We start from the raw sequence: 22,167 nt of genomic DNA, 5'->3' as shown, positions 1-22,167 counted from the left end.
AAATCTTCCGAAAGAAATGATAGAATAGAGGGATTTTTTTCATCGTGACAGAAAACTTTGCCACTATTCTTATTTCATTTCTTACTGCCGCAGGACTTTCGGGGCTTATCGGACTAGAGCGAGAAATACGTCTTCAGAGTAAAGATGATCCGTTCGACAAACAGCTCGGAGGATTGCGAACCTATTCTATGATGGGAGCGCTTGGGTTTCTCGGATTTTTTCTTTCAGAAATAACTGAATCGCTTATTCCGCTTATTCTTCTTTTTGTTTCAGCAATTTCTTTTTCGCTTTCTACTCATATTTTTGTGGGATTTTTCCAAAAACGCTTTGGACTCACTTCTGAGTTTTCGCTTCTTGCCAGTTTTTGTGTTGGCATTCTTGTCGCAATGGAACAAACCCTTCTCGCTATTTCAGTGAGCATTCTTTTCACAGGACTCCTCACTATGAAAACTGGTTTGCATCGGCTTGCGAAAAACATGAAAACCGAAGAAATACTTCTTATTCTAAAGTTTCTCATTATTTCGGCAGTTGTACTTCCACTCCTTCCCGCACATTGGACAGACCCCTTTGGATTTTTCGATTGGCGACCACAAACCGTATGGCTGATGGTTGTGCTGGTCGTTGCTATTCGTTTTATTGGATATTTTCTTTCGAAATTTTTTCGGAATGATAGCAGTCTTCTGCTTTCTGGAATTGTTGGTGGTTTTATTTCTTCTACTGCCGTCACGGTAGGCGTGGCACAAGAATCGAAAGGAAAAAAGGAGGTGAATATGTTTCTGCTCCCGATTTTGCTCGCATCTTCGCTTATGTTCTTTCGAGTAATTTTTGAAATTTCCATTGTCGCACAAGAAAAAAGTGCCCTTCTTCTCCATGTCGCCCCTCCACTTGCCAGTATGGGACTCTTTCTTTTGGGAGTTGTTGTTTTTTTCTTTTTTCGAAGAAAGCGAGTTGATGTTTCTCAAAACGCTCCAGTAGAAGTGCGTCAACCATTCCAAATGAAATCTGCGCTCTCTTTTGGGCTCTTTTTTCTTCTTGTTCTCCTGCTTTCCGAAAAAATATCCATTCTCTTTGCCGATGCCGGACTACTCGCCACAGGAGCCATTGCAGGGCTCACGGATGTGGATGCCATTACCCTCGCTATGTCGAACCTTGCTGGAACAAAAGAAGTTCCGGTAGAAATTGCCGCGCAAACATTACTTCTCGCTGTTGCAGTAAACACACTCGTCAAAACGGGAATTGTTTTCCTTTTTGGTTCTCGATTTCTCTTCCGACACATATTTTTTATAACGATTCTTGTGCTTTCCTTTGGGGGAAGCATCTTCTTTTTGATCTAGTTCTTCTTCTGTTGAGAGAGAAGGTTCGCACGGATAGCATCTGCCTCTAAACTATCCTGTTCTTTTTCTTCTGCTTCAATTTCTGCATCTACAACGGCAGATTCCTTTTTTTCTTCTTCTTTATACTCATCAAAAGCAGTCTGACATTGCTTTTCCATTTGTTGAACCACTTGAAAATACTGTTGTTTCCCTTCTCTTTTCGCCTCAAAAATTTCTGTACCCTTTTCCTTCTTTTCCTGCTGAAGTACTCGAAGAGTCTCTTCTTGAACTTCTTCTTCTTTTGCCAGAATATCATCAAGTTCCTCTAAAAAATCATCCTCAAATGGATGACCTCCCTGAAGAATAGAAATGATTTCTTTCCTTTTATTTTCATCAATCCACTCTATTTCAGAGAGAATACCGATAAGTTCTTCAAGTTCGCTCATACTATTACCAAATGTGAGAAATGGACTGAAAATCAGTCAGAGGTCTTTTCGTCATTCTTTTTTCTGCTCCTTCAGTTCCTTCTGGAACTCGATGTTTCCCCTGATCATCTGTCCAATAAGAAAGAACTATTTCCGATTTTTCAAGATCAAGAACAACTCGTACAAGATTCTCTGATTCTTTTTTCTTCACAAGAGAAATCATTTTCGCCGAATGATCAGGATATGTTTCAAGCTTCTCTATTGAACAACTTTTGAGATCACCAACGCTACGAAGAGAAATATCACAAAGATTCCCCTCTTGAATTGGTTCCCCAAAATTTCCTTTTTGAAAATAATCATTAATTTTTTTCTGCAATGCTTTTTGTTCCGTTTCTTTTTCTTTCAAAAAAGCATTTTTCTCTTTTCTCGCTTGTTCAATCGCTTCAGAGCGAAGAGCACTTCCCATGCCATTCATAAGCTCAAAAATCCAGTCTTTATACACTTTATTTCCTTTTGAACATTTTTCGATAAGAAGGAAAAGCTGAAGCATATTTTTTTGTCCAGAATCAAGTTTTTGAGTAATATCACTCTTACTGAGAATGGATTCTATAGCTTTTTCTGGAGATTGCTTCGAGAAAAGTCCTGAAATATATATTTTTTCTTCAGAAGAAAAAATATTTACAAATGAAGAAAGGAAATCACGTGCGTTTCTGAATTGAGACGGAAATGCGGGCGAAACAAGAATTGTTCCTAACATTTCATTTGATTGTTCTCGTGGTGTACCATCTCTATACTGGAAAAAAGAGCCTAACATCATTTTTACCTCTTCAGGATTTTTCCCAAAAAGTTCAGAAAGATCTTGTACTTTTTCTTGATCTCTTTGTGCGCTTTCGCTTCTTTGGGTATCTATTTCAGATTTTTTTTGCCGATATTTTGTGAGCAATGATTCTAAGGTTGTTTTAGCATCTCGATTTGCCTTCCCCTCAAAATCATGATCTTCTATATTTCCAAAAGCATATCTCCCAGCACTGGTCACGGTTTCAATGCCGGTTTTTACTGTTCTGTATGCTCTTTTATCGACTCGCCATTTCGATATATTAAATCGATGCGCTCGTATTTTCGCTATTTTTTGATCAACACTGTTTATTTTTCTGTCTAACGAACCCAATGAGTCCTGTAAAATTCGTATTGCCGTATCAATTTGACGAATCTGTTTTTCTGCTGTTCCTCCAAAATAACCAATATTTCTCTCGAAAGTGGCAAGTGCACTTTCAACAAGTCCGGTTCTGTCTCCAGTAGCATTGAGAAGGGCAATTTCTGTTTCTCGTGCTTTGGAAGAAGCTTTCCAGACACGACCAGTAAGAGCATTTCCTAATTTTCCAAGTGGATGAAAGCCAGAATGAATTTCTGTTGCCTGTTCTAAAAAACGTTCAGCAACACCACGAGGCGTGGGAAGTGGCGCTCTTTGATCATACTCTTGTGTTTCAGGAGAGTTTTCTTGAGTTTCAGAAGAACTATCTTCTCCATTATTGTTTTCTGGAGATGAAGAATCAGAATTAGCTTGCCCGGAATTGCTATCAGCATTATTTGGATTTTCTGTAGAAGAATTCTCAGAGTTTTGTGATTCTCCTTTTTCATTCGCAAACACCATTCTTTTTTCTCGCCACAAAGAATGACTGAGCGGAAAAACCGGAAAAGAAAAACAATATTTTTGTAGCATTGTGTTTTTTGTTTCAGGGTATTATAACAGATTTTTGAATGATATGCTAGGCAGCACGTGGCATATAATCTGCATCAGGAGAAGAATCAAAAATTGGATCATTAAGAGGTGGTGAGTCAAACGCTCCTGCCGGAAGATCTCTTTTTGGAGAGATGTTGAAGTTATAGGGTCCGTAGTCTTCTCCCACAAAAGGAATTGCTCCTCTCACATCACCAGCAATAACCCCCCCTACTTTTGCCACTCCAATTCCAACATTTTGAGCACCACTTATTGTTGGCAAGAGAAGATCCCTATATGGTCCTTTCACAAAGAGTTGATTCAAGGAATCTCGTGTTCCGTTATAAATATTACTTACCCCCAAGGAAAAAGAGGTATAAAAACGCTCTGCAATATTCTGATGATAAAAATCATCATTTGCCGCCTTCTTATCACCTGTCATATAATTTTTTGCTTGTTTCGCTAAACCAATAACAGGTGAAGCCGCCACAAGTGCTGCTTGCCATGCTTTTTTGGGAAGAAACGAAAGAATCCCTGTTTTCTCTGTAAAGAGTGTTTGAAGACGATCTCGTGTTTCTCCCACCACTCGCCCAACAGTTCCAAAAGTGAGTTCTCGTGTTTCTCGTCCCACATATTTTGCCCATTCCCAACTCGTTCCTCCCACCAGTTTTACATCTTCCCATGCCTGTTTTACATTGTTGACCGAATACCCCGCCATTCCTAAAAAAGGTTGAGCAATTCCATATCCCGCATAGAGTGCTCCTTCTGCGGTTTGCTGAATTGTTTCGGGGATATTTCGAAACTGTCGTCCCAAATATCCCGGCGATTTGTGCTTATCTTCGTTTGAAGCGGGAAGAGGGGGCATATCCTCACGAGAATTTTCATCACTGCCAGAAGAAGCACCAGACGGTGCCCCCGACGGAGCACTGTTCCAAATTCGTCGATTTTCTAAAAAAAGATGTTCTTTATTTTGTGGTTGCATTTTTTTAGCAATAAAAAGGGAAAATATTTTACCTTCGCCGTGGTCTTATGAAACTAGAACGCTCGTATTTTTTTCTCATTTTTTTTTGTATTCTTGCTATTTTTCTTCTCTCTCTGTTCTCTTTCGAAAATAATCCAAAAAAATCGAGTCCATCGCCTTGCAATAAATCTGCCACAATTGTGTCTCTCAAAAACCCACTTTTCAGAGACTCTCGTGTCCATTCCTTTATTTTCTCAAATATTGATTTTCCTGCTTCTTCTTCAGCACCCTGGCTTTCTCCTTTTACAACAATTCTTCTGCCATTTTTTCCGATAACTTCATTTAAATAACCGAGTCTTACCGTTTCATCGGCGCAATTGCCACCAACATCTTTTTTCGTAACGAGACCATTCTCTACAGCATCGTATTGATAACCACCTTCACAAATAAGTACTGCATTTGCCAGTATTGTGTCAACCATATTTTCTATAGGTTCATTTGGATCCACTCTTCTCCAATTTATACACATGGCAATAATTGCTTCAGAAATATTTCTCCAATTTCCTTCGGAAATAGCCTTGGTAATATTAAACGCAGGCGTTCGTTTTCCGCTCATTCCCGAACAGAGGTGACGTCTCACATTTGCAAAGTCTTTATGACCCAAGACAATAGCAAGATCCTGAAGGCATCTCGTAAAATCAGGATCGCTTTCCATGCTTTTTAACTTTTCATTTACTTTACTGCCGAAAGGCTCTGGTAATATCTCCATTTAATATTTAAAAAAGTAAAGAATCTACCATCCATTTTTACGAGCATTCAAAAAGGTGAAAAGTGCTCCAACAGAAATAGCCATTATCGCTGTTGTCCCAGAGCCAGGACGATCGATATTCGTAAACCACTCAAGTGCAAATCGAGCAGCTTCGCCTCCTCCCAAAAATTTCAATGCCCCTTCAAGATCATCATTCCACCTCCACCCTTCTCCTTCCTTATCTCTGTTACACTCAATCATCCCCTTATACACCCATCCAACTACCATAAGAATAATTGCAGTACCAATTTCATCGAAACCTTTTTCTGCAACATTCCGTACTCCGTCAATGATTCCTGGTGAACTGTTTTTCGTAAAAGCTCCAGAAGTGCCTTCATAACCCATCATATCATCACTTAAACTTCCACTTTCGCCACACCCCAAGAGTATGGTGGTTGGGGTAATATAAATAGCATTTCGAACTAAGTCCCTCATTTGTTCGGGGAGAAGGCGTATTTTCTCTTCTACTTTTTCTTTTAGCGCTTGTAAAAAATCGGAGGGTACTTCTAGTAATCCTTCTGTTGCATTATTTATTTCTTCTCTTGTTTCCAAAAAGTTTTTCCCCATGGTTTCACTAAGAGCTTGCATCCAAGGAAATCTTTTGTGGAGCATCTCAACACCATTATCCATGGGCTCTAACAGTGTATCTGTGAACCCTTTTTTATTTTTGCTATCAGGAATATTTTTCATATTTTTTTAGATATTTAAAGAGATTCAAGAAGTCTATTATATACTATTCCAAAATTCTGCTTCATATGTGTAACATTCTCAGCACTAGGTGAAAGAGAAGCAATATCTTTATTCGTTATTTTAGCAACATCTGTCGTGACGTTTCGAGATTGAACGGCATACATTCTTTGAAAAAACTCCACTCCATTCATTGTGTATGGCATTGGAGTTGGCACGTCTTCATCCCACAACATAAAGTCAGATGAAAACAGAGCACTTCTTTCATCCCAAAGAAGATCCATAAGTTGTGAATCTGGACCAATAGTATGATTTACCAAAAAAGCTTCCATGCTCATCGAATTTGGAGAAGAAGAAGAAGGAGTGATTATTCTTCCATCTCTCTTATCAACAAATGTGGTTTTCATATATTCAGAAAGTCTTTGACTCAAAACATACTCTGCAGTTTTTCGCCTTCCTGCACTTTCTTTTTCAGGTTGTGTCGGCACCCGAAGCGCCACCATCATTTTCTTTTTACTACCTTCTGTAACAATGGTTGTGCCAATAATGTATTGAGAGAGATTTTCTTGCCACCCTGAAACAAAAGGTGGTGAAGGAGGAGGTGAAGAAAGTAAATTCCCTTTCTCTACTACAGCTTTCAATGCTTTTTCCCTCCAATACAATATTCTTGCATCCTCTCCTTTCAATTCTGGATTATTCTGTTCATCAGAACTCAAAACCATATCCGTCATTCCGACACCATAATATGCATTTTCAGATTGATTGTAATGATACATCGTCGGATTTTGCTTCGCTTGAAAAACCTCATCTCCGTACTGTCCAAAAACTTCATTCAAATAAAAATCATCGGGAGCTGCTCCAGATGCTGATATATCAATAGGATTTTCATACACTCCTGTTCCCATAATATAGTCAAAAAACCATTTTGTATTTGCCCATCCTTCAGAGAAAAGTTTTATTACGGTTTCGTCGTTTCCGTGTTTTGCAAGAAATTCTCCAATAGCAATTGCTCCTTCTGCGGTTACTTGCATCACTTGAAGCGGAATTTTTAGGGCATTTCCGGTAATACTCAGAACTCCCCAGGCATCTAAATCTGTTCCCTGTCTATCCCAAATGGTATTTTGAAGAGAAAAATCTGTTCCAGGGATTTTTGTTGTAAACACAAAGTTTGCTCCTTTGTTTGCTCCTTGTTTTGTGAGGTTCCATCCTCTGGCGAACAGAAGTTTTACGCCTTTCCACAAATTTTCTCCTTTTGTTTCTTGTATTCTCTTCAAAAAAGCAATGGCTTCGTCTCGCATTGCGCCATCAAAGTGTTGAACTTTATTCCAAACCCATTCGGCGCTGTCTCCAAACATTTCTCGTACTTTTTGAGACATACTGAGATTTTCTTTTATCATTTGTGTTCCCTCATAAATATCGAGAACATTTCCCATTGTATTTTGCTCATAGTGTTCTCTGGAATATTGCTCTCCTTCATGTATCAGCGTTCCTTGCGTTTTTGATGCTGTTGTTTCTGATTGATTTTGACCAATATCGAGCATAAGTTTTCCCGAAATTTCATATATCATTTTCCCCAAGAGTTCTTTTTCGTATGGCATACCATTTTCTCGTGATGCTTCTCGAATTGCCTTTCGAATTGCTTCTGGTGGAAAATCTGACTTTGCATCGTAGTAAGAGATATTTTTCTTCCCTGTCGCTACTTGTTCATTAATATTTTTTCGATAATCGAGAAGTTGTTTCATAGGAACATCTTCGAGTTTACTAATAAGAATTTCATTATTTCTGTTTTCAATACCATTCCGCTTGAGAAATTGCTGGCGAAAACCAGTGGGATTTTTTTCGAACATATCATACAACCCCTGAAAGGGACTGAGTCCTCCGTTCATTTCTGTTCCCACTTTTTCTATCGCAGCAGCAAGTCCAAGACCAACAAGCGCATTTTTTATCATTGCGTTTTGTCCTAATGGTCCTTTTCCAAAAACTCCAAGAACTAAAACCGAAAGAATTCCAATGGCAGAAGCTTTTGCCATATTGTCTCCGTTTTGAATAAGATCAAACATTTTTTCGAGGGAATTCCCTGCAAAATTCGCAAGATTTTTTCCCTCTCCAAGAAGTTCTTTATCTGTTTTTTCTTTTGCATTGGCATTTATTCCTTGATTCTCATCATATCGTGCCATAGCATTTTGAAGGATGAGAAATTTCGCCAAAACTGCTGAATCTCCATTCTGTATCCCTTCTATGAAGGTGTTAATACTGTTCCGAAAAGTATTTGAATTTCCGTCTACATCTCGTACTGCTTCCAACAGTTGAATACTTTGAGATTGTGTAGAAATATTCTCCACACTCAACTGAGGATTCTTTTGCTTTACTTGTTGATAACGACTTAAAAACAAAGGCATATCAAGACCAGTTACCTCTGTTTCCATCTGTAATATATTTCCTTCTTCCAGTGCCATATATTTTTGCGACATTTCTACCGCTTCTTTTGCAAAAGGTTGTATACTCAATGTTTGTAATATGTTCGATTGTGCTGAAGGAGAAGATGGAAAGTTTGTAATGAGTTCTTTAATATTTCTCTGGAGGTTTCCTTCAAGGTAAACATGTGCCACGAGATACGGAGAAAGCGAATTCCCCACTCCTCCAAGTGCAGTACGAACCTGATTTCTTGCTTGCTGAAATAGATTCCACTCTTTTGCAAGAGCAATTTGAAGATCATCATCAGCAAAGAGATGTAAATCTACGTTATCTTTATCTCCACTGATATAAGTGTGTGCACGGATAGGACTATAGTTGAGATCAGTCCTTGCGATTGTAGCATTATAACCGACTGGCATGTTCGTTAGAGATTTCGGAGGATGACTCTTCGTAAATTGATTTAATCCAGCAGAATTTTGAAAACTTTTGTTTTTTTGTGCGATGAGACTCACAAAAAGAGAAACATATTGCCCATCTCTCTGTGCGTCAAACCCTGGTAACTTTTGAGTTCTGTTCACAATAGTCTTGAACAATTCATATTCTGTAATATCTTGTTTAAGTTTTTCTATCGTAGTTTGCGATCGCACTGCCGTTTGTTCAGATCTTGATACTATTTCAGTCATATACACCACCCTCCTCTCCTCAAAAAACCTTATTACAAGTGTTTGCCGAAAGCAAAAAAAATGTTTTTCCATAGAAACTCTTGTTTTGGTTTTTGAAAGAAATTTTTCTTGTTATTTTACCAAAGAGCTCATCATTTTGCAATTTTTTGGAGAGGCGGATGGCTTAGCATAGTGAACCCACTTTTTTGGGACGTAATAATCGAGCTTCTTTCTGAGCTAGGTACTTTCCCAAACTGCTTTTGTCAGTTGTATTGTTCCCTCTTTGCAAAGACGAATTCCTTTTTCTTTTTGAGATATCTGTACATGTATTTTTGAAATTTTTTATTTTGAATGATATTCAATGGAATGTGATATACTTCAAAAGAATTACATAACCCATTATTTTCATGAAACTTGCCGCACGCGCGATCATTACTAACGACGACAGCGTTCTCTTGGTACGACATAAAAACCGCGATTTCTTCGCTCTTCCCGGAGGAAAAATAAACAGCAACGAAGATGTTCGTACCGGACTCGTACGAGAAATTTATGAAGAACTTGGAACTCAAGCAGAAATTGGTCCACTCCTCTATGTTCATGAATTCCGTTACCCTGGAGGAGATCTTTCCCTTGAATTCTTTTTTCGAATCGAAAATCCACAAGATTTTAACGACAACCACAAAGGAGAACTTGCCGATGTGGAACTTGCAGAAATCCGCTGGATTCCCTTTTCTGAAAACTTTTTGGTAAAACCCCCTTTCTTGAAAGACATGTTCCCTAGTGCATCTCAGAGAAAAAACGCAGAGTTTATATCTGCGTGTCCCATTTCCTTTTCTTTTCCCAAAACCGCATGAGTTTTTTTCAAAATCTCGAATGGCGAAATGCTACAAAGCATTTTTCATCAGAAAAAGTCTCTGAAGAAAATCTCCAAAAAATACTCCACTCTATTCATCTCTCGCCAAGTTCATTTGGACTTCAGCCCTACCACGTTCATGTTGTGAAAGATGACGATACAAAAGCAAAAATTCTTCCGCATGCTTGGAATCAACCGCAAGTAACAGAGTGTTCGCATATACTTGTTTTTTCTGGAAGAACGGATATTGCCCCCAATCGGATTGATGCATTTTTTGAAATTATGAGTGGTGGAAAGCCAGAAATCCGCGAAAAAATGAAAGATTACGAAGCAATGATGCGTGGATTTTTTACGGGAAAAACCGAAGAAGATATTCGCTCATGGGCAGATCGACAAACATATATTGCACTTGGTTTTGCCATGGCAGAATGCGCTGAGCTTCAGATTGATTCTTGTCCTATGGAGGGATTTGTTTCGGCGGAAGTGGATAAAATTCTCGGAATTTCATCACCGCTCAAAAGTGTGGTTATGCTTCCTATTGGATACCGAGCGGAAGACCCAACACGACCAAAAGTGCGCTTTTTAGAAGAAGAGCTCTTTACAAGGGTTTAGCACAATGATTGGGGGCGAAGCATCTTTCCTTTACTAGACTGCTTCGTCCTCTCCTTACAAAGATAAGAAACCGCTTACTACAGTTTTAATCTGTAATCCTCAAAATATAGGGGGATTTCTAAGCAAATACCTCTTCTGGATCAGAAATCTTTCCCGTAATTGCGGCACACACTGCCAGAACAGGACTCATAAGATGTGTAATAGCACCCGGTCCCTGACGACCAACAAAATTTCGGTTCGATGTACTCGCACAGCGTTCTCCAGGCGGAACAATGTCTCCATTCATTGCAAGGCATGCAGAGCATCCTGGACGCCGAAACTCTGCACCAGCATCGAGAAAAATATGATCCAGTCCTTCTGCTTTTGCCTGCTTTTCTGTTTGTTCACTTCCCGGAACCACAAAAAATCGAACCCCCTGTGCCACTTTTTTTCCCTGTAAAAAAGAAGCTGCAAGTCGCAAATCGTTCAACCGACCATTCGTACAGCTTCCAAGAAAAACGTGTTGTACGGAAACACCTTTTATTGCCTGTCCTGGTGAGAGTTTGGCATATTCCAAGCTTTTTTCTGCAAGCAAACGCTGATCTTTCGAAAGACTTTCGAGCTCAGGAATGCACTCATCAATGGAAACCGATTGAGCAGGAGTTGTTCCCCAAGTCACAAGGGGCTTTCGATCTGAAAGATCAACCGTGATTTCCGCATCAAACGTTGCATTCGCATCTGTTGCAAACGAAAGCCAACGCTCTTTTTGAGAAGAAAATTTCTCTTTTCCAAATGGAGTTTGTTCAAGAAAGACAACTGTTTTTTCATCTGGAGAGACAAGTCCAGCGCGTGCACCACACTCAATACTCATATTGCACATGGTCATCCGCTCTTCAAGCGAGAGATTTCGCACGAACTCTCCGGTGTATTCGAGCACAAATCCCGTTCCGCCTTGCACCCCAATTTGTTGAATAAGTGCGAGAATAGCATCTTTTGCCGAAAAATATTTCGAGGGTATCCCCACAAAACTCACTCGCATGGTTTTTGGCGGATCGAGGAGAAGACATCCTGTTTCGAGAACATGGGAAATTTGTGTTGTTCCAATACCAAATGCAAGCGCACCAAATGCACCGTGTGTAGAAGTATGGCTATCTCCGCATACAATCGTCATTCCTGGCTGAGTAAGTCCAAGTTCTGGTCCCGTTACATGAACGATTCCTTGGTGTCCGGAATCGATATCGTAGAGTGGAATACCAAACTCTCGACAATTTTCTCGAAGTTGATTGAGCTGTTTCCGGTTTAGTTCATCCACAAAATGCGATCGAGTTTCGTCTGTTGGAAGAGAATGATCAAGCGTTGCCACATTTCGTTCGGGAGCGAAAACTTTTTTACCACGTTCTCGAAGGAGCGAAAAAGCTTGCGGACTGGTCACCTCATGAAGGAGCTGAAGATCGATAAAAAACACAGCAGGAATCCCCTCTTCATGAACAACGACGTGTTCATCCCATATTTTTTGGATGATATTTTTTGGCATTAAAATAAGAAAAAATGGCGAACACCATTGTGCCAACTTCTCGCATGCAAGAAAAGAAAAGATTACTTCTCCAAAAAACCTCACATCTTTTAATCCATGAAACATTCAGAGAATCCTTTTCGAGTCACAGAGGAAGTCGCATATTTTCTCTCTTAATACTAAACATAATTAGCGCAAAATTCTTGTTTTGATATGTATTTTATTGTAAAATAACAAGAAAAGAAAAATATAACACATCGCATGGACCAAGAGAAAAATCCACAAGGCGGCACACCGTTAAGCCAAAATGAAGAAGCGCCTGTAAAAACGCAAAAAAACAGCCTTTCCGATATGGTTACTCAGTCTCTGTATCGTGAAAAGGAAGAGGCACAAGAGAAGGAAAAAATTTTTCAGGCAGAAAAAGAAAAGCAAGAGGAGGAAATGAAACGAAAACAATATGAGCGAAATCCCATTGATCTTCTTTCAAGAATATCGCACCTCATCGGATACAATATCATTGCTGTTCTCTTTCTTGGCTTTACATTTTTTTTGGGAGGAAGCGCACTCAAAGAGGGAAGCGCGACATCTACGGAAAATGTTCTTTTCCTTAGAGGAAAGGCAACTATTACCCTTTCGACTGGAGAAGAGTTTTCTGGAAAACAGGAAAATAATATTCTCTTTGGAGGCGAGGAGATTAGTTTGATTACCGGAAAAGCAGAAGTACACTTTTCAGATGAAACACGCATTCGTCTTGAGGAGGGGGCAAAGATAAAAGTTGTTCAGATTTCTCCCGATCCGATTATTCAGCATATTTCTGGAAAAATATGGGTTTTTGGTCAGAAAAATCCGGAAATTCGCTATCAAAATGCCGCTTTCTTTGCGAGAGGAACATCAGCATTGTTTGAGAAGTTCGACACAGTTCTTTCGGTTGCCACTCTTCGTCATCCCCTTTTGGCAGAAGTGTGGTCACCAAAAAATTTAAAACACGCATCTTTTATTCTTCCCACAAAACATAAAATCTCCTTTTCTCTTGAGAATATTCCAGAATCCATTGCCGATATTCATTATTCAAAACTCAAAAAAGAACTCCACCTCTCTGCCATTGAACCAGATGAATGGACAAGCGAAAATGTTCTAGAAGATCGACGAGAAGCAGAAATTATTCTTTCGGATTTTTTACGAAATCGACGAATGATTTTTTTCTCCGGTTTTTTTCATGATCTTCGAGAAAAACTTATCGTTTTTGAGAGTAAAAAAGAGGAAATCAAAAGAAAAGATGAAGAGTCGAAAAAGCAATTTCTCATAGAAGAATATATTCTCGGAATAAGTGCGCATGATATTAAGCTGGCAAATATAAGTGATGATGATCTCGATACAACGCTTTATTACGCAACATTCATTAGTAATCCAGATGGAAGATTGCTCAATAAAGTAATGGATATTATTCAAGAATTTCGAAAGCGAAAAGATGTTCCTCATCGAGAACGTATTATTGCCCAAACAATTCTCTCTCTCTATGAAGAGGCACTTCTTCAGAATGACGATCAAATGGTTCAAAAAATTCTCCAAGAACAGGTAGCGCATTGGAAAAAAGAAAATGTAAAAGACGAGGAAACAAAAAGACTTCTTGAGATATACCGTGAGATTATTGCAGTGATTTTTCAAGAAAAAGTTCAAATGGTCACCCCAGAACTTTTTGCGCTGGCGACAGAGCTTGATAACATTGCGCTTTCCGCTGAAGAAAAAGAGAGTGAAAATGTATTTATTGCTGCACTTGAAGTCATACAGAGGAATTTTGCTACCGCAAACACTTTTTTGGAAAAAGGCGATCTCTCTGTGGCAAATAGTATTTTGCGCCAAAATCGATTGCTCCTTAAAGGGCAAACTCCGTCTCAAAAGTTTGTGTTGACATATCGTGATTACACAAAACGACAAGAGGATCTCGAAAGTAAACTTGATGTCTTTCGGGAGTTCGGAGTCATGAGTGATGCAAATGTAGAAGTCATCCTTCAAGAACGAAAAAAGGCAGAAGGAGTTATTGCGAATATTCAAAATGCAGAAGGCTTTGGGATTGCGAGTGTTTCAGAAGAAAACGCTACCGGTAACGATGTTTATCTTGAAGAAGAGGTGAAAAAAACTGAAGCAGAGCAGATTCGGGAAGATTTTTCAGGAATTGGTTATGTCATCATTTCTCCCGTAACAACAGCTCGTTCCGATGATGGAGCAGTGCTTATTGCAGAGGCGGTTCTTCCGAATGGTGATTCGTTTAGTGCTGAATATTTTGTAGACTCAAAGGTTGTTCGAAATGTCGATATTCCCACAGAGGATATATATCTCGAAAGTGAAATTAGTCTTGCAGAGCTTCCTGTTGCAATTGAAACCATTCGGAACACCTCAAGATACGATCCCACTTCCATTCGTCTTGCGCGTGACAATCTTAAAGATGCGTTGCCATCACAAGAGGAGGATCCGCTAGCGAAGGTTGATCCCATTGTTATTGATGTTACAAGACGTCAGGCACAAAAGGAATTTGCAAAGTATGATTATGAGGTGAATCTCCTTGATATTGTCATGACGAGTGAGACAACTCTTGCAGTGAAGAATATTAGTATGCCATTTTTGGGATCAAATACGGTTTCTCTTGTCATTGAAAAAGCGACACAAGGAAAGGCTGTGCTAAAAAATATTTTTATCGAACCCTATCATGTTTCGGTTCCACAAACAGATATTGAACATCTTTTAGAAACAACGGAAAAGGCTTTTAACGATTTTCTCGCTCGTGAAGAACTTCGCGGACAAACAGAATGGGTGCTCCTCGATGCTGGCGTCACTATTAGTTCTGAAGATGTCCGTATTACAGATAAAGGAATTACCTTTCAATCGGGAAAATACTATTCGTGGGTTCTTTCGGGAACTGCCGATCCTGAAGAGCAAATTTTTTCTCTTATTTCTCGTGACAATCGTGAATTTTTACGCGACATTCATTTTGATGATCTTCGAGAAACCCTTCGTCTTGAGCTTATGAAAACAAACCCCGAGATTCTTTCGGAACAATAACCATAGATCCTTTTTTTCTTTCTCTCCCTCCTATGTCTCTTTTCCCCAGAATCATTATTACCGTTGGACCGGCATGCGAAAATTTACTTCAAGAAATGCAAGATGAAGGTGTTTCTATATTTCGCCTCAATCTTTCTCATGGAGAATTATCGTGGCATTCTCATCAAATAGATCGCATTCGCGCGCTTAAAAAGCCGGCAAAAATTATGTTCGATACAAAAGGTCCCGAAATTCGAACCGGTGTTCTTACTCAAGAAATTTCACTGCAAAAAGGAGATGTTATAACACTTAGTGCTCATGAAGAAGATCAGCAGGAAGATGCGCGCATTTTCTTCTGTTCATATGTTGAGTTGGCATCTTCTGTTCAAGTGGGAGGAATTCTCCAGTTTGATAATGGTGGATTTGCTGGAGAAATTACTGATATTTCCAAAAATAGAGTTTCGGTGCGACTTCTTTCGGATGGAATTCTTGGAAGCCGAAAACACCTTAATCTTCCTGGAGTTCGCGTGCATCTACCAACATTGACCGATTTTGACAAGGAAGCCCTTCTCTTTGGAAAAGAAAAAGGAGTTGATATGTATGCCCTTTCTTTTTGCCGAAAAGCAGAAGATATTGCTGAAGCTCGGGCAATTGCAGGAGAAAGAGCACAGATGGTTGCAAAAATAGAAAATCAAGAAGGGCTCGACAATTTTTCTGCGATTGCTAACGCAGCAGATGGCATTATGATTGCCCGAGGAGATTTGGGAGTAGAAATGCCCATTGAACACGTTCCAGTATTACAACGAAAAATGCTCCGCGAACTCCGCGGTTTTCCTAATACATTTTCCATTGTAGCAACAGGACTCCTCCGTTCTATGAAATCCGAACCTCGTCCACGCCGTGCAGAAGTAACAGATATTGCTACCGCCACGTGGGAAGGAGCGGATTATCTTATGCTTTCGGATGAAACAACAGTAGGAAAATATCCACTCGAGTCAATTCGTATGCTCCGAAAAACGGCAGAATTTGCCGCGGAAAATGCGGAAGTTTATTGAGCCACTAAATCTGGTTCTGTTTTTAAAAAAGAAGGCTCTTGAGTAGCAGATTTTAAAATTTCTTCAAAATCTTTAGCATTTTATCATAAAGATTCTGATCTTTATAGTTCCATCGGAACTCACATTCTTTCAGATGAAGATTAAACTTATGAGAAGCAATACCGTTGAATTTAGAGAGTCTTCTCTTGGCAAATGACCAGAAAGATTCTATGCCATTCACATGGCATTTTCCTCGAGCAAATTCATCATGGGAATGGTAGACACGATAGTGATCATACCCATTTAGAATGAGTCCGTCATAAGCCCTCCAGCCATCGGTGTGGATAGTGGAACCTTCGAGTATTTTTCCCTGTATGATAGGCAATAACTCTTCTCTACTGCATTTCTTTACGATGGTTACTGATACTTTTCCGTCTCGTTTAAGTATACCAAAGACTGGTGTTTTTCCGGCTGCCCCTCTTCCTCTTTTACCTCGTACTCTTTTAGCTCCAAAATAACTTTCATCAAGTTCAAACTCTCCAGATTCCTTACTTTGAGCGATGGCGTGAAGAGTTATTTTTTCTCGGAAGATATTAAAATACCGATCAATAGTCCTTCGATTTATTTCTAGAATTCTTGCTGTTTTTGAGGCATCGATATCTTCACAAAAACACATCAATATTTTTTTTATTTTGTAGTCTGATATTTTGGCGTGTTTAAGCATGTTGAGAGGATAATCGAAATGATTTTCCTACTCAAGAGCCAAAAAGAATATGGGAAAATTGAGGAGCATCAAATTTTCCCAGAAATCCGTGTGCGAACCTCTCGAAATCGAAAATAAGGGAAATCTTTTTGGAGTATTTCGAGAAGATCCTCAGAGGCAGAATATACCTTCATAGCAACAGCAGGGCTCTCAACAGAAACAAATAAGACTCCTTCTTTCCAAACTTCCGCGCAAATGTACGAGGAATCTCCCGAAAAAAAATCTTGAAAAAATACGTTTGCCCGTTGCAACACTAGCGCCGCTTTTGCTGAAGAGGAAATATGCTTTCGTTCTGCAGTGGCAAAGAGATCTGCTTGTGTTATTCGTTTCATAATACAGAAGAAAGAAAAGGGCGAAGTGCTTCTCCTGTTTTTTGTGCGGTTGTGTCCCACGAAAAAAGAGTGGCGCGTTTTCTCCCTTCTGCAACAAGACGATTTCGTGTTTTTTCCTGAAGCACATCTACCATTGCGAGTGCCATTTCCTCGTAATTTCCAGGACGAAAAAAAAGAGCAGCATCTCCACAGACTTCTGGAAGACTTGTCGCATTACTGGCACACACCGGCGTTCCGGCAGACATTGCCTCAAGAACAGGAAGTCCAAACCCTTCAGAAAAACTTGGAAAAAGGAGAGCATCCGCAGCAGAAAAGAGTGCTGGCATATCGTTTTCGGGAAGGAACCCTGTGAGAAAAATATTCTTTGAAAATGGGGAAGATTCTGCCATAAGACGAACTTCATTATAAAATGGGTCAGGTTTTCCGGTAATGACAAGTGAACCTTTTCCACCATATTTCCGATACATCTCAAAAGCAGTAATAGCTCCTGGGACATTTTTGTGTTCTCGCCAAACTCCAGAGACCAGAAAAAAAGGAGATGTAAATCGATTCTTAAATTCTGCAATTTTCTCAGGATTTGGAGACTGATAACGTTTCATATCGATACCAAGTGGCGTCACTGAAATTTTCTCTGAAGAAAGCGGTAAAAAAGAGAGGAGATCTTTCTTGGTGTATTCCGAAACCGAGAGAATACCAGAAGAATGTTGTAACGCGTGAGAAAAGACCTTTTGAAATGCAAAGCGCTGATACCAATTTCCCATTTTTTTCCCAGGATACCGCATAAGCGTGAGATCGTGGATAGTCACAAGAAAAGGTGAGCGAAACAGGAACGGAACGTTGCAATGTGGAAACCACGTAATATCGGCATGAACAGAACGAATATGACGGAAAAATGACCACTGTTCCGCACACGAATAAATCGGTTCTGGTGCCAGAAGAATGCGAACATTTTCGGAAAAAGAGAGATCTTCAGAGATATTCGGCGGTAAAAAAAGAGTAAACGATACCTCAGGAAGAAGATAAAAAAGGCGCGTCGCAACCTCTCGGACATAATACCCAATTCCAGTAAACCCCGATCCCCACATTCGTCCATCAATGGCAACACTCGGCATGGTGTCTCTCTTTAAAAAATCAGCATTATTCTTCCGAAAAGATAGAGGGAAATCGAGTATTTCGTGTTGATTTTTACAAGGAATGGCATTCCAAAATATGATTTTTTCTTTGAATCTCAGCACTTTAGAATATGTTTCTTGCTACTTTCTCCTTGCCTCTAGTATCTTATTGCTCGCTCATGAAAAATATTCGAAATTTTTGCATCATCGCGCATATTGATCACGGCAAGAGTACTCTTGCCGACCGAATGCTCGAAATAACTGGAACCGTAGAAAAACGGAACATGAAGGAGCAACTCCTTGATGGAATGGATTTAGAGCGCGAGCGTGGCATCACCATAAAACTCCAGCCAGTACGCATGGATTGGAAAGGACATATTCTTAATCTCATCGATACTCCCGGACACGTTGATTTTTCTTTTGAAGTAAGCAGAAGCCTTGCTGCAGTGGAGGGTGCTATTCTCGTAGTAGATGCCACCCAGGGAATTGAAGCGCAAACACTTGCCAATCTATACTCTGCGCTTGAGCATAATTTAGAAATTATTGCTGTACTCAATAAAATTGATCTCCCTGCCGCCGACCCTGAGCGCGTCAAAACGGAGATCGAAAATGCAATTGGCATTCCCAAAGAAGAGATGATTGAAATTTCCGCAAAAAGCGGTATGAATGTCGACGTTCTGCTTGATGAAATTGTTAGTCGCTTCCCTTCTCCAAAGAAAACAATTTTGGGTGATTTAGAAGGGCATCAAAACACAAAAGAGGGCTCAAAGGCTCTTGTTTTTGATTCGGTATTTGATCCCTATCGTGGTGTTGTCGCGTATGTTCGTGTCTTTTCGGGAACATTGCAAAAACGTGCGAAAGCTCGTTTTCTTGGAACAAAAACGGATATTGAAATTTTGGAGTGTGGTTATTTCCGTCCACAATTTTCTCCACAAAATGCCATTGAATCTGGAGAAATTGGCTATGTCGTCACTGGACTAAAATCAACGAGACAAGCCCGCGTAGGGGACACTCTTTTTGTGGGGGGAAAAATAGAGTCCGCTACTCCTCTCCCCGGATTTCGTATTGTCCGCCCCATGCTCTATGCCGGAATTTTTCCTACTGACGCGGATAGTTTTTTTCAACTTCGTGAAGCACTTGAAAAGCTCTCGCTTTCTGATTCAGCGCTTGTTTTTGAACCAGAACACTCTCCGGCTCTTGGAAATGGCTTTCGAATTGGATTCCTTGGAATGCTTCATTTGGAGATTATTCAAGAACGACTTGAACGAGAATTTGATCTCGATCTTATCGTTACGGCTCCAAGCGTTCCGTACGATGTTACTCTCAATAATGGAGAAATTCTCCGCATTTCTTCTGCCGCCGATTTACCCGACCCCACGCATATTCAAGAAATTCAAGAACCATGGACAAAAGCAGAAATTATTACCCCAAAAGAGTTTGTGGGAGGATGCATGGATCTCTGCTCAAAACGTCGTGGCATTTTTAAAAACATGCAATATCTCGATGAAACACGGACAGTGCTCACCTTTGAAATGCCGCTTTCAGCAGTCATTACCGATATGCACGATCGTCTCAAAAGTCTCAGTTCTGGCTATGCATCACTTTCATCTGACTTTTTAGAATATCGCGTTGGAGATCTCGTCAAGCTCGATATTCTCATTGCTGAAGAACGAGTAGAAAGTCTTTCTCAAATGGTGCATCGCTCTGAAGCGCGCTATGTTGGCTCGCCCATTGTTCTGAAACTCAAAGAAGTAATTCCACGTGCCAACTTTCCCATTGCCCTTCAGGCGGCTATTGGCGGAAAGATTATTGCGCGCGAAACCATTCCCGCCTATCGAAAAGATGTCACCGCTGGTCTTTATGGCGGAGACGTGACACGAAAAAATAAGCTTCTCAAAAAGCAAAAAGCAGGAAAAAAGCGAATGAAATCAATTGGAAAAGTAGATTTGCCACAGGAGGCATTTCTTGCGGTATTAAAACGAGAAGACTAAGAAAATTATTTCCCTATTTCTTTTCGTGGAAAGAGTTGAATCTTTTCTCCTTTTTCGAGTGCAAGAATCATTTTTTCCGCTGTGCTTGGCAAAAATGGGGATAATTCTTGTGAGAGAAGCAAAAGAGCAGAAAGCCAATCGGCAATATTGGTATTCATCGATTTTGGATCTTCTTTTATGGCAATCCATGGCTTTTTTTCATCAATATCAAGATTGAGTATTTCCACCAACGAAAAGATTTCTTGTAAAGCACTATGAAGTTCACACTGTTCCATAAAAGTATCAATTTTTCCTGAAAGTGCTTCAGTAAACTCCAAAAGTTTTGGAGAAACAATATACTGAGCAGGAGCAACACCACCGGCTTTTTCGGAGAGAGTCATAATACGAGAAAGCAAGTTTCCAAGACCATTTGCGAGCTTTGCATTATACATTTCAAGAAATCGCTTTTGAGAAAAATCGGCATCGCGCCCAAAAGGTACCTCCGAAAGAAGAAAGAAACGAAGTGGATCGGGATTTCCTTCAAAGTCCTCTACAACAGCAAAGGGATCAACAACATTCCCGAGCGATTTACTCATTTTATGTCCTTCACTCGTGAGAAATCCATGAACACAAATTTTGCTCGGAACAGGAAGCCGTGCAGAAAGAAGCATCGCTGGCCAAATAGCAGCATGAAAACGGAGAATATCTTTTCCAATAAAATGTACCACTTCCCCTTGTTCCCAATAGTGTTTCCACTCATCGGAGCTCCCAAACCCAAGGGCAGTTATGTAATTGGTGAGGGCATCACACCAAACATACATGGTGTGATCTGGCTTTTCTGGAACAGGAATACCCCATGGAAGGGATTTTGCCGGACGTGAAAAGGAGATATCTTTCAGTCCGTCTTCAGTAAAACGAAGAATTTCTTGTGCGCGAAAACGAGGAAGAACTTCAATAGTTTCCTCTGAAAGAAGAGAAGAAACCTCCTTAGAATAGCGCGAAAGACGAAAGAAGTAGTTCTTCTCCGTCAACTCTTCTGGTAGACAGAGGTGAATGGGACAGTATCCATTTTCGAGCTCTTTTTCTGTATAGAATGTTTCGCAACCAACGCAGTATTTTCCGGTAAAGGGACGCTCTTCCAAATCTTCCCGTTTTTCAATCCGACGCCAAAACTCCTGTGCTCCGCGAATGTGCCGCTCTTCAGTCGTGCGAATAAAGTCATCGTGAGAAATATGGAGTGTTTTTGCGAGCTCTTGGAAGTGTGCAGAATTTTTATCTGCCAACTCTTTTGCGCTTATCCCCTGTTCCTCTGCCGTTCGATAAATTTTGATACCATGCTCATCTGTCCCCGTAAGAAAAAAGACATCATACCCACGCAAACGTTTCCAGCGAGCAAATGTATCTGCCTCAATAGCTTCCATGGCAAAGCCAACATGCGGCGCACCATTAACATAGGCAATAGAAGTAGTAATAAGAATCGGTTTTTTTGTCATAAGGAACCCAAAAATCTCCCATATTGTAGCGAAAAGAAGTATACAATGAAAGCAGAAGCAGAAGTGCTTAGGTGCTCTTTCGATAGAAACTCGACTTCCATTTTTCGGGATTTTTTGCAGGGATAGTACAAAAGAGTATTTGTGGAAAGTACTCAGAAAAATGAGGAGGAATATGTTGATCGTATCCAACGGCAAGAAGATCTGGGGCAATTTCAGAAACAATCTTCAGAAAATCCTCTCCTCGTTTTCCGAGCAAAACCTCATCCGCAACACCAGAGTTCCGTATGCTTTGTAAACGCTCTTTTTCGGAATACTCAGGAAAAAAACCCTTAATACGAAAAACATTTTCATCTCGTGCGACTATCACTACAAGACGATCTCCCAACTTTTTTGCGGATTCTAAAAAAAACCGATGCCCCGGATGAAAGTGATCAAAAACGCCGGTGGCAAGAACCGTTGTCATATCAGAAGAGTATCCCAAA

18 protein-coding genes are annotated in these 22,167 nt (G+C 40.1%); 6 read left to right on the top strand and 12 right to left on the bottom strand.

The genetic code is table 11. From position 1 onward, the window contains the following. Positions 1-44 precede the first annotated feature (44 nt). Positions 45-1,334 carry an MgtC/SapB family protein gene (locus IPN35_02390; protein QQS59707.1) on the top strand — a complete coding sequence of 430 codons (1,290 nt, stop codon included), beginning with the start codon at positions 45-47 and terminating at the stop codon, positions 1,332-1,334. On the opposite strand, the gene IPN35_02385 is transcribed toward IPN35_02390, so the two are convergent. The 6 genes from IPN35_02385 to IPN35_02360 all read right to left on the bottom strand — a co-directional run bounded on the left by IPN35_02385 (position 1,331) and on the right by IPN35_02360 (position 8,904). Then, entirely contained in the window at positions 1,331-1,759 is a 429-nt protein-coding gene (locus IPN35_02385; GenBank protein QQS59706.1) for a hypothetical protein, read from the bottom strand. The genes IPN35_02390 and IPN35_02385 overlap by 4 nt on opposite strands. 4 nt (positions 1,760-1,763) lie before the next feature. Continuing rightward, complete coding sequence (locus tag IPN35_02380) at positions 1,764-3,407, bottom strand: hypothetical protein (GenBank protein QQS59705.1); 1,644 nt, start codon at positions 3,405-3,407, stop codon at positions 1,764-1,766. Between the two features lie 97 nt (positions 3,408-3,504). Further along, a complete protein-coding gene (locus tag IPN35_02375) occupies positions 3,505-4,437 on the bottom strand; it encodes a hypothetical protein (GenBank protein ID QQS59704.1) in 933 nt (310 codons plus the stop codon). A 28-nt stretch (positions 4,438-4,465) separates the two neighbouring features. After that, entirely contained in the window at positions 4,466-5,185 is a 720-nt protein-coding gene (locus IPN35_02370; GenBank protein ID QQS59703.1) for a hypothetical protein, read from the bottom strand. A 24-nt stretch (positions 5,186-5,209) separates the two neighbouring features. Beyond that, positions 5,210-5,914: a hypothetical protein gene (locus IPN35_02365; GenBank protein QQS59702.1), complete on the bottom strand. Its 705-nt coding sequence runs from the start codon at positions 5,912-5,914 to the stop codon at positions 5,210-5,212. Positions 5,915-5,928: 14 nt separating this feature from the next. Beyond that, positions 5,929-8,904, bottom strand: coding sequence for a hypothetical protein (locus IPN35_02360; protein ID QQS59701.1), 2,976 nt, complete (start codon positions 8,902-8,904; stop codon positions 5,929-5,931). 491 nt (positions 8,905-9,395) lie between these two features. On the opposite strand from IPN35_02360, the gene IPN35_02355 reads away from it, so the two are divergent. Together IPN35_02355 and IPN35_02350 are read left to right on the top strand one after the other, a co-directional pair. Then, positions 9,396-9,842, top strand: coding sequence for an NUDIX domain-containing protein (locus IPN35_02355; protein ID QQS59700.1), 447 nt, complete (start codon positions 9,396-9,398; stop codon positions 9,840-9,842). Next, positions 9,839-10,453, top strand: coding sequence for an NAD(P)H-dependent oxidoreductase (locus IPN35_02350; protein ID QQS59699.1), 615 nt, complete (start codon positions 9,839-9,841; stop codon positions 10,451-10,453). Before IPN35_02355 ends, IPN35_02350 begins: the two co-directional genes overlap by 4 nt. A gap of 118 nt (positions 10,454-10,571) precedes the next feature. Here the strand turns inward: IPN35_02350 and leuC are convergent, their stop codons facing one another. Then, on the bottom strand, positions 10,572-11,966 hold the full coding sequence (leuC, locus tag IPN35_02345) for a 3-isopropylmalate dehydratase large subunit (protein QQS59698.1): 1,395 nt from the start codon (positions 11,964-11,966) through the stop codon (positions 10,572-10,574). 240 nt (positions 11,967-12,206) lie between these two features. On the opposite strand from leuC, the gene IPN35_02340 reads away from it, so the two are divergent. After that, positions 12,207-15,002, top strand: coding sequence for a hypothetical protein (locus tag IPN35_02340; protein ID QQS59697.1), 2,796 nt, complete (start codon positions 12,207-12,209; stop codon positions 15,000-15,002). Positions 15,003-15,034: 32 nt separating this feature from the next. Beyond that, complete coding sequence (pyk, locus tag IPN35_02335; GenBank protein QQS59696.1) at positions 15,035-16,036, top strand: pyruvate kinase; 1,002 nt, start codon at positions 15,035-15,037, stop codon at positions 16,034-16,036. A gap of 52 nt (positions 16,037-16,088) precedes the next feature. Here the strand turns inward: pyk and IPN35_02330 are convergent, their stop codons facing one another. The 3 genes from IPN35_02330 to IPN35_02320 all read right to left on the bottom strand — a co-directional run bounded on the left by IPN35_02330 (position 16,089) and on the right by IPN35_02320 (position 18,222). Then, positions 16,089-16,739: an IS1595 family transposase gene (locus tag IPN35_02330; GenBank protein QQS59695.1), complete on the bottom strand. Its 651-nt coding sequence runs from the start codon at positions 16,737-16,739 to the stop codon at positions 16,089-16,091. A gap of 68 nt (positions 16,740-16,807) precedes the next feature. Further along, the gene (locus tag IPN35_02325; protein QQS59694.1) at positions 16,808-17,110 is read right to left on the bottom strand and encodes a hypothetical protein; all 303 of its coding nucleotides are present in this window, start codon (positions 17,108-17,110) and stop codon (positions 16,808-16,810) included. Beyond that, a complete protein-coding gene (locus IPN35_02320; protein QQS59693.1) occupies positions 17,107-18,222 on the bottom strand; it encodes a glycosyltransferase family 4 protein in 1,116 nt (371 codons plus the stop codon). The genes IPN35_02325 and IPN35_02320 overlap by 4 nt, the downstream gene beginning before the upstream one ends. A gap of 179 nt (positions 18,223-18,401) precedes the next feature. Between IPN35_02320 and lepA the strand changes: the two genes are divergently transcribed. Beyond that, positions 18,402-20,213: an elongation factor 4 gene (gene lepA / locus IPN35_02315; GenBank protein ID QQS59692.1), complete on the top strand. Its 1,812-nt coding sequence runs from the start codon at positions 18,402-18,404 to the stop codon at positions 20,211-20,213. Positions 20,214-20,218: 5 nt separating this feature from the next. Here lepA and IPN35_02310 read toward each other — a convergent pair whose 3' ends face one another. Beyond that, complete coding sequence (locus IPN35_02310) at positions 20,219-21,685, bottom strand: methionine--tRNA ligase (GenBank protein QQS59691.1); 1,467 nt, start codon at positions 21,683-21,685, stop codon at positions 20,219-20,221. A gap of 67 nt (positions 21,686-21,752) precedes the next feature. Next, positions 21,753-22,148 (bottom strand): adenylyltransferase/cytidyltransferase family protein, encoded by a 396-nt coding sequence (locus IPN35_02305; GenBank protein ID QQS59690.1) that lies wholly within the window; start codon positions 22,146-22,148, stop codon positions 21,753-21,755. Positions 22,149-22,167: the final 19 nt, after the last annotated feature.

The organism is Candidatus Peregrinibacteria bacterium, from assembly GCA_016699755.1.
In the GTDB taxonomy this organism is placed as follows: Bacteria; Patescibacteriota; Gracilibacteria; order CAIRYL01.
This window is presented reverse-complemented; position numbering and strand designations above follow the sequence as displayed.

What these genes read in the sequence shown, in the direction of transcription:
- IPN35_02385 (QQS59706.1), bottom strand. Translation starts at nt 1,759, where the DNA reads ATGAGCGAACTTGAAGAACTTATCGGTATTCTCTCTGAAATAGAGTGG.
- IPN35_02375 (QQS59704.1), bottom strand. Translation starts at nt 4,437, where the DNA reads ATGCAACCACAAAATAAAGAACATCTTTTTTTAGAAAATCGACGAATT.
- IPN35_02370 (QQS59703.1), bottom strand. Translation starts at nt 5,185, where the DNA reads ATGGAGATATTACCAGAGCCTTTCGGCAGTAAAGTAAATGAAAAGTTA.
- IPN35_02365 (QQS59702.1), bottom strand. Translation starts at nt 5,914, where the DNA reads ATGAAAAATATTCCTGATAGCAAAAATAAAAAAGGGTTCACAGATACA.
- IPN35_02355 (QQS59700.1), top strand. Translation starts at nt 9,396, where the DNA reads ATGAAACTTGCCGCACGCGCGATCATTACTAACGACGACAGCGTTCTC.
- IPN35_02350 (QQS59699.1), top strand. Translation starts at nt 9,839, where the DNA reads ATGAGTTTTTTTCAAAATCTCGAATGGCGAAATGCTACAAAGCATTTT.
- leuC (QQS59698.1), bottom strand. Translation starts at nt 11,966, where the DNA reads ATGCCAAAAAATATCATCCAAAAAATATGGGATGAACACGTCGTTGTT.
- IPN35_02340 (QQS59697.1), top strand. Translation starts at nt 12,207, where the DNA reads ATGGACCAAGAGAAAAATCCACAAGGCGGCACACCGTTAAGCCAAAAT.
- pyk (QQS59696.1), top strand. Translation starts at nt 15,035, where the DNA reads ATGTCTCTTTTCCCCAGAATCATTATTACCGTTGGACCGGCATGCGAA.
- IPN35_02330 (QQS59695.1), bottom strand. Translation starts at nt 16,739, where the DNA reads ATGCTTAAACACGCCAAAATATCAGACTACAAAATAAAAAAAATATTG.
- IPN35_02325 (QQS59694.1), bottom strand. Translation starts at nt 17,110, where the DNA reads ATGAAACGAATAACACAAGCAGATCTCTTTGCCACTGCAGAACGAAAG.
- IPN35_02320 (QQS59693.1), bottom strand. Translation starts at nt 18,222, where the DNA reads ATGCCGAGTGTTGCCATTGATGGACGAATGTGGGGATCGGGGTTTACT.
- lepA (QQS59692.1), top strand. Translation starts at nt 18,402, where the DNA reads ATGAAAAATATTCGAAATTTTTGCATCATCGCGCATATTGATCACGGC.
- IPN35_02310 (QQS59691.1), bottom strand. Translation starts at nt 21,685, where the DNA reads ATGACAAAAAAACCGATTCTTATTACTACTTCTATTGCCTATGTTAAT.
- IPN35_02305 (QQS59690.1), bottom strand. Translation starts at nt 22,148, where the DNA reads ATGACAACGGTTCTTGCCACCGGCGTTTTTGATCACTTTCATCCGGGG.